Origin of the sequence: Bullifex sp., from assembly GCF_034103065.1 — a bacterium.
GTDB lineage: Bacteria > Spirochaetota > Spirochaetia > Sphaerochaetales > Sphaerochaetaceae > Bullifex.
Genome location: NZ_JAXEGN010000250.1, coordinates 1 through 5,280 on the forward strand (window position 1 = coordinate 1; position 5,280 = coordinate 5,280).

The 5,280-nt window shown below is 36.2% G+C and carries 6 protein-coding genes; 3 read left to right on the plus strand and 3 right to left on the minus strand.

Going from position 1 to position 5,280, the window contains the following annotated elements:
• From SOY52_RS09610 to SOY52_RS09620, 3 genes are all read right to left on the minus strand, one after another.
• The coding region (locus tag SOY52_RS09610; RefSeq protein WP_320848738.1) for an ABC transporter substrate-binding protein at window positions 1-872 on the minus strand (872 nt) is incomplete at its 3' end.
• A gap of 2 nt (window positions 873-874) precedes the next feature.
• A complete protein-coding gene (locus tag SOY52_RS09615; protein WP_320848739.1) occupies window positions 875-1,462 on the minus strand; it encodes a Crp/Fnr family transcriptional regulator in 588 nt (195 codons plus the stop codon).
• 56 nt (window positions 1,463-1,518) lie between these two features.
• Entirely contained in the window at window positions 1,519-2,403 is an 885-nt protein-coding gene (locus SOY52_RS09620) for an AraC family transcriptional regulator (protein WP_320848740.1), read from the minus strand.
• A gap of 122 nt (window positions 2,404-2,525) precedes the next feature.
• Between SOY52_RS09620 and SOY52_RS09625 the strand changes: the two genes are divergently transcribed.
• The 3 genes from SOY52_RS09625 to SOY52_RS09635 all read left to right on the plus strand — a co-directional run.
• A complete protein-coding gene (locus SOY52_RS09625; protein ID WP_320848741.1) occupies window positions 2,526-3,101 on the plus strand; it encodes a hypothetical protein in 576 nt (191 codons plus the stop codon).
• A 17-nt stretch (window positions 3,102-3,118) separates the two neighbouring features.
• Window positions 3,119-4,423: a sugar ABC transporter substrate-binding protein gene (locus tag SOY52_RS09630; protein ID WP_320848742.1), complete on the plus strand. Its 1,305-nt coding sequence runs from the start codon at window positions 3,119-3,121 to the stop codon at window positions 4,421-4,423.
• Window positions 4,424-4,440: 17 nt separating this feature from the next.
• The coding region (locus SOY52_RS09635) for a sugar ABC transporter permease (RefSeq protein ID WP_320848743.1) at window positions 4,441-5,280 on the plus strand (840 nt) is incomplete at its 3' end.

A 5,280-nucleotide genomic window follows, 5' to 3' on the forward strand; every position in this document is an offset into this window, starting at 1 on the left:
CCAGTAATACAAACAATATTACAATATGGAAGTGCTTTTTGAGCAACCTTCTCAGGTATAATTCCAATTTCACCAATTAATCTTGCACCTTCATTAATATTTGAATTTACAAACTCTGTACTCATTTTGTAGCTCTCTAAGAAGTTATCAACTGCTTTTTTATTTTCATTAATAAACTCTGTTCTAGCAACAACAACACCAGTTAATAGAGCACTTTCAGGAGAAACCTTATCCCATTCCTTATTTAAATCGAGTGCTATTCTAATTGATGGATTTTGAACCATAGCAGTAGTTGCAAATGGCTGAGGAAGAAGAGCTACTGCATTTGGATCCTTTAAAAGAGCAGCAACACACTCTGTATGCTCACTCTTCCACTCAATAGGAAGATTTGCTAGTCCATTTTGTTCTAAAATGAAGTTTAAAGCATACTCAGGTGTTGATCCTTTACCAGATGAATAAATAGTTTTTCCCTTTAAATCCTCTAGATTATTAACACTATTTCCATTTTCACAAATATATAAAACTCCAAGTGTATTAACAGCAATTACCTGAACCTTTCCCTTTGTACTATTATAAATAACAGCAGCAAGATTTGCTGGAAGAGCTGCGATATCAACTTCCCCCTTAACTAGCATTGGTGTAATTTCTGTAGGCGCACCAACAATTTTAAACTCATAGTTATTTCCATTAACGCTTGAGGTCTTACTTTCATCCATAAGCTTAACCATACCCATAGCAGTAGGTCCCTTGAGAGCTACAACCTTTACATTAGTTGGATTTAATACAGAATAATCTGCATCCTCTTTTGCACCCATTGCAAATGCTGATAAGCAAAGGGTAGTAATTAAAACAAATAATAGTAGTTTTTTCATTCCTATATCTCCTTAAGTTTTTCAATATCTTTAATTAATATTTTGTGTCCCTTAGTCTCAATTGCTCCACGATCTTCAAAGTACTTTAACTCTTTAAAAAGCGCACTTCTTGCAATTGCAAGATATGATGCAAGCTGAGTTCGTGAAGAAAATTCAATATTTTTAGTTAAAAGATAACTTCTCACCTTCTCTCTACTACTTTCTTTAGTTAATAAATCGATACGAGAAAGTAAAAAAGAAATACGAGAGTTCATAAAGGTGCAGTATAAAGTTAATGCCTCTTCATTTTTTAATAGCTTTTTCCTAAATACTTCTTTTGAAACAAAGATAAGTATGGAGTCTTCAAGACAGCTAAGCTTTGTCTTTAAGCGCTCATCACAAAATAGATTTGAAACTCCATATACACTGTTTTGTTTTAATAGCTGGATTAGAGTTCCATTAGCACTTCTTACTTCTACTAAGCCACTTTTAATTAATACAACGCTAGATAGCTTAGCTTCATCATCAACTAAGTGTCCCTTTCTTGCATTAATAATTTCTATATCTTCCTTTACAAAGGAGAGCAGATTAAAAAGCTCAACTATTTCCATAGCTAGTATGCTATACTAGTTAAAACCTTATTTCAAGCACTTAAATTGGTCTATTTTTAGACTTTTAATGATGTATACTTTGCTCTATACTCTCTTGGAGATAACCCATAATACTCTTTAAAGGCATAAGAAAATGATGAAAGCCTACTATAGCCTAATAAAGATGAGACTATATCAACAGATTGAACAGAGTTAATAAGCATTACCTTTGCTTGCTGCATTTTCATATCTGTAATTATGTCTCCTGGGGTTTTATTATATAACTCCTGGCAAATTCGAGTTAAATGGCTCTTAGAATAACCAGTTTCTTTACAAAGTCTATCTAAAGACCAATCATCAGAAATTGTACGTGATATGCGTACCCAAAGCTGAGAAAGCTCCTGCCTATGACGATGGCTTGATCTGCTTTCACTAAAGGCAACAGCCCTTTCCATGCTTATTAAAAAGAGCTCTTCATATTTTTCCATAGCGCCTTCACTTCTATGATCTTGATATAGCTCTTCACGAAAGATCCCTTGAACGTTATTTCTTAGCTCTTCGATATTATTAAATTGTCTTACCTCGTAATCGGAAAATGGAGGAATAAATATAGGCGAGTCTCCCCAAATAGTAATCCAAAGCATCTCCCAAACTTGACCCTTTGGAGTATATTCATAGTGCCCTTGTCCTTGAGGGGCACTAATAAAGACTTCTCCAGGTCCAATCTTTATTTCTTGTCCATCATCCATTATTATCACTCCACTTCCAGAAAGTGTAAAAACAAATGCAGAAAACCCTCTATGGGGAGTTCTCCATAGCCAAAAATCATCAGTTAAATGACCATAGCCTCCTTGCTTTACTCTTGCATTAAAAAATGGTGGAGCTTCTATAATTTTAGATGACATATGACGATTATCGATAAAGGTACTTGGTTCATGAACTGTTTCACGGGTAAATCTCATATAGGTAATAATAACATAAATGAGAATTTTTCGAAAGTTTTTGAGTATATATAGAATTGTTATTACTACTTATATACCAGTATCATGTGAGTGCTATAAATTACAATTATTTAGGAGAGAAAATGTCAGATTTTCCTTATGATCCATGGCAGAAGTGTCAAACAAGATCTGGACTTGCTGCTGATTTAGTAATTTCTGCACTACAAAAAGAAATAAGAAGAAACAATGCAGAAAATGCTGCTACCTTAGCATATGAAATGCTAATTACCAGTGAAGATATGGAAGAATATCTTTGGTTTAGATTAAAGACTATCAGTGTTGAGGATGTAGGACTTGCTAATCCTATGGCTGCTGTATTAGTTGGTATTCTTGACTACATGAGAAAAACCTTTAAGCAACCAGGTGATAGAGGTCTCTTAGCTATTCATGCTGTTAGATACCTTTGTCAAAGTCAAAAGGATCGTTCAAGTGACGAGATGTATAACTGGATTATGAAGGAGTATAAAAGAGGTAATTTAAAGCCTATTATTCCTGATTATGCAGTTGATAAGCATACTCTAAAAGGTCAAATGGAAGGTAGAAATGAAGATGATTTCTACTCAACCGGCTCACAGGTATCTCCTGAGTGGGAAGATAGAGATAAGACCTATCGTGAAAGAATTTTAAAAATCTTAGAAGAAGATAAAAAACAAAACTAATATTAAGGAAAGAAAAAATGAAAAAAGCTCTCATCACATTAATGCTTGTTGCAATTTGTGTTACAGCAGTTTTTGCTTCAGGTGCTTCAGAACAGAAGCAGGAAGCACGTGTTGTTACAACAGTTTGCCGCGCAAGCTATGTAAACGAAGAATGGTTTAAAAACATGAATGCAGCTTTCGAAGCTGAAACAGGTATTCATGTAGACGTTCAGCCTACTCCAGGTAATGATGCTGACCACGATGCAAAGCTAAACATCGACCTTCTTGCTGGTAGCACAATTGACGTTATTCCTTCACTCGGACCTAAGTTCTACTACAACAGAGCAGATGCAGGTTATTTTGTAGCCTTAGATGATTTAATTGCATCAAAGGGCACCGATGCTACTAAAATATGGGGCTCTTACCTTCCTTACAGCGATGATGGACACTACTATGCTGTTCCATACAAGCAGGAAGTTTACTGTGTATTCTACAACAAAGCTCTCTTCGATAAAGCAGGTGTTCCTTACCCACAGGGTCCATGGACATGGGATGAGTATGTTGAGACAGCTAAGAAAGTAACAAACCTTTCAGAAGGTATCTATGGTTCATACATGAACATTGAAAACCCATGGTTCATCCTTTCAGCTAAGCAAAAGAATATTCCTCTTTATAAAGAAGATGGTACATGTAACTTCGATGCACCAGAGTTCAGAGAATCAATTGAGTGGTATAAGAGCCTTGGTAACGATCTTAAAGTTCAGATGCCTGTTGACGAAGTAGTTAACGAAAATGCTAGTTGGAACTACTATGCAATGGCAGGTGACCACCTTGCTCTCTTTGTTCAGGGTAACTGGTTTACAAGACTTTTAAATAGCCAGACAGACTATCCTAAAGATTGGGATTACGGTGTAGCTCCTACTCCAAGTGCAGGAGAAGATGGTAATAATAACTTCGTATCAATGGGTTATTACTCAATTAACAAGAATGCAGAGCACCCAGAAGAAGCTCTTGAATACCTCCTTTGGCTTGGTCAGAACCAGTGGAAGTATGAAGGCCAAATCCCAGCTCTTGCTTCATTAACAGCTGAAGAGCAGAACCAGGTATTCTCTGCAATTGCAGATGCTTCTCACGGTCAGGTTACCGTATCAGACCTCTATGAAAACTTCATGAACACAGGAATGGGCGTTGCTCAGTCTGATATCATTGGACCAGCAGCAGATGAGTATAACAGAATCGTTAACGATGAAGTTGCTGCTTACTGCATGGACTTACAGGATATCGATACAACAATTAGTAAGATTTGTTCTCGTGTAAACGAAGCAATTAAAAACGTACAGTAATTAGGAAAAGCTTGAAAATGGCAAAGATGGAAAAAAAGAACGATAAGAGTGCATACCTCTTTATCCTTCCCTTCTTGCTCATGTTCATAATATATAAGCTTTATCCAATGGTTTATGGATTTGCTGTTAGCTTCTTAGATAGAAATTCTACTAAGAAGCTCAGCTCAAATGATATCGTTTGGTTTAAGAACTATATAAATGTACTAAGTAGCAAGACATTCTGGGAAACACTTGGAAGATCATTTTATTTTGCAGCTGTTTACACTGCAGTTGTAATGATATTTGGTTTTCTATTTGGTGTACTCTTTAACAATGAGTTTAAGGGACGTAAGATTGTTAGGACAATGTTCTACATGCCTTATGTAACAAATATTATTGCAATTGGTATCGTCTTTAAATACCTTTTGAACCCAACAAAAGGTCCTGTTAATGCCATTTTCCGCCTATTTGGACAAACTGGACCAAAGTGGCTTTCCAGTCCTGAAATGGCTCTGCCAACTGCTGCTGTAATTGGAGCTTGGTTGGCACTAGCCTTTAACATTATTACAGTACTCGCAGCCCTTCAGGAAATCCCAAAAGACCTCTATGAGGTTGCCGAGATCGAAGGTGTAACCTTCTTCCAAAAGCTTTGGTATATTATTCTACCAATGCTAAAGCCTGCTCTTTTTATGCTTTTGACAATTACTGTTATCAATTCATTTAAGAGCTACACAACTATTGTAGGTCTCACCGCAGGTGGTCCAGGCACATCAACAAGAACGCTTTCATATCAAATCTATGAAGACGCATTTACTTATATGAAGTTTAGTATTGCCTCTGCAGAAGGTGTATTGCTCACTATCATGATAGTTGCAATA

Excerpts from the sequence above, each read along its gene's own strand:
- SOY52_RS09615 (WP_320848739.1), bottom strand. The coding sequence starts at position 1,462 with ATGGAAATAGTTGAGCTTTTTAATCTGCTCTCCTTTGTAAAGGAAGAT.
- SOY52_RS09620 (WP_320848740.1), bottom strand. The coding sequence starts at position 2,403 with ATGAGATTTACCCGTGAAACAGTTCATGAACCAAGTACCTTTATCGAT.
- SOY52_RS09625 (WP_320848741.1), top strand. The coding sequence starts at position 2,526 with ATGTCAGATTTTCCTTATGATCCATGGCAGAAGTGTCAAACAAGATCT.
- SOY52_RS09630 (WP_320848742.1), top strand. The coding sequence starts at position 3,119 with ATGAAAAAAGCTCTCATCACATTAATGCTTGTTGCAATTTGTGTTACA.